At 56.7% G+C, this 2,113-nt stretch carries 2 protein-coding genes and 2 pseudogenes; all 4 read right to left on the bottom strand.

Translation table 11 applies throughout. The annotated features are described in order from the left end of the window. Nucleotides 1-93, bottom strand: a pseudogene (locus tag H6F43_RS22890) (type II toxin-antitoxin system HicB family antitoxin); the annotation flags it as partial. Further along, the gene (locus H6F43_RS01080) at nucleotides 90-308 is read right to left on the bottom strand and encodes a type II toxin-antitoxin system HicA family toxin (RefSeq protein WP_190340179.1); all 219 of its coding nucleotides are present in this window, start codon (nucleotides 306-308) and stop codon (nucleotides 90-92) included. The pseudogene H6F43_RS22890 and the gene H6F43_RS01080, both read right to left, overlap by 4 nt. A 240-nt stretch (nucleotides 309-548) precedes the next feature. Then, complete coding sequence (locus H6F43_RS01075) at nucleotides 549-1,796, bottom strand: inner-membrane translocator (RefSeq protein ID WP_190340178.1); 1,248 nt, start codon at nucleotides 1,794-1,796, stop codon at nucleotides 549-551. 50 nt (nucleotides 1,797-1,846) lie between these two features. Further along, a pseudogene (locus H6F43_RS01070) lies at nucleotides 1,847-2,113 on the bottom strand (sugar ABC transporter ATP-binding protein); the annotation flags it as partial.

Below are 2,113 nucleotides of genomic sequence, written 5' to 3'. Positions count from 1 at the left end.
AACGAAATGCTGTGCTGGAAACTCTGGTAAGTGGACTAGGTAAAGCTGATCTTCCTCAGACCACTGAATCAGTACGCTGTAATGCGGCATCATTCCTTCTCCAGATCTGCTAGCTTCTGCAACACTCTCTCAACTTCTTTTTCAAGGTATCTAGGCGCATCCTCTCCATCGTTTCCAGGGATCACCAACGGATCTTCTGGTAATGAGGAATGCACCCAGAACGTATGACTTCCCTTGCCTCGCTTTTTCAGCAGCGTATAACCCGCTTTGGCGATTGCCTGCTTTAATTCTCGAACTTTCTTGGGCATCCACGCTGTGCTTCTACGAGGCTATCCACAGACTAGCATCAGGGTTGATTGACGGGCAAAGCGGCAAAAAAAACAACTCTCACTACGGACATCTATTCCGCTATTTTGGTGATCGAGTTCTCTAGACATCGTCCAACCCAAGCAACTCGTTGATTGAATTTCCACAATGAGAACTGCTAGAAGCTGCCGTGTTTTCTGTAAACACGGCAGCATATCGGCTTAAATCATCGTCAAACTGGGTCAGCGACCCCGTACGGGATTCGATCGCCGCACCAGCGCATCAGCCGTGACTGCCAGCACCAGCACCGCGCCTTGAACGATGTTCTTGACGCTCTGATCCTGGTTCAGCAAGTCCAAACCGTTGTCCAGACTGCCTATCACCAGCGCACCCAGCACCACCGCCCAAACGGAGCCGCGTCCACCAAACAAGCTAACACCGCCAATCACAGCGGCAGCGATCGCGTTTAGCAGCAGCGTCGCGCTAATCTGCGTTGCCACTGCGGTACTGCGCGAGGTCAGCATAATTCCAGCCACCGCTGCCAACGTCGATGCCAGAGTGAACACGATGATCTTCATGCCGACAACGTTGATGCCCGCGCGTCGAGCCGCTTCAGCGCTGCCGCCCACGGCGTAGAGGTGCCGTCCGAACGGTGTTTTCCGCAGCAGCAGCCAGAATACCAGGATGATGCCGAGAGAAATCAGCACGGCCTGCGGTACGCCCTGATAGGACTGGAACAGAAACACGACCAGAATCGTGAGGGCAAGCACGCCCGCGATTTGTGCTACTAGCTTTCCGGTCGATCGGGTGCTCAGTCCCACTCGTGCTCGTCGCTGCTGCTCGAACCAGAGTCCGGCAGCGTACAGCCCCACCACGATGAGGGGAATGCCCCAGCTCAGCGCTGGGTCGAGGTACGTAGGCGCAAGGGAACGAATCGTCGGGTCGCGCACGATTAAGGTGCTTTGCCGCCCCATCACCAGCAGCAGCAGTCCGGCATAGCCGATCGATCCTGCCAGCGTGACGATAAACGACGGCACTCGCAGCACCGCGACGAAGAACCCGTTGATCAGGCCGATCACCGCGCCGACGAGTAAGGCAGCGCCGATCGCCGCCCACGCATTCCAGCTTTGATACACCGATAGCGTTGCCATGACGGCGGCACACGCCTGCGCCACCGCGGCCAAACTCAAATCAATCTCGCCCAGCAGCAGCACCAAAACCGCCGCCGTGCTAAGAATGCTAATCACCACAATTTGCTGCGTCAGGTTCGTGAGATTTCGTGCTTGAAAGAACACACCGTTAGTGGTGATTTGGAAGTACAGCGCGATCAGCCCTAGCGTCAGCAAAACAGGCAAAAATCCCAAATCGCCGCGCATCAGCGATCGCAAACTAAACCGACCTTTCGGGGCAGGCGGATGAGGTTCCGCGCCTGTGAGAGGCTCAGAGGCTGCCCTATTCTCCGTAGGAGCAGGATTTCGATCGAGAGTCATTGTTTGAGTCAGGAATGAAGAGTGAGGAGTGAGAGCGAATCGCGATTCGCTTAGACGTGCGCCTGTGGCGGAGCCACGCTAGATTCAGCCCCGGTGATGGCTCCGACAACGCGCTCGCGGGTGGTGGTGGGGTCGCTGAGGCGGAAGGTGGCGGCACGCTGTCCCAACCGCATCACGACGATGCGATCGACCACTTCAAACACGTCGTGCAAGTTGTGCGAGATCACCACAACGGCAAGACCCTGCTCCTTCAAGCGCAGAATTAGGTTCAGCACTTGGCGGGTTTGGACAACGCCGAGGGCAGCGGTGGGTTCGTC

It is taken from the genome of Leptolyngbya sp. FACHB-36 (assembly GCF_014695955.1).
In the GTDB taxonomy this organism is placed as follows: Bacteria; Cyanobacteriota; Cyanobacteriia; order Leptolyngbyales; family Leptolyngbyaceae; genus FACHB-36.
This window is presented reverse-complemented; position numbering and strand designations above follow the sequence as displayed.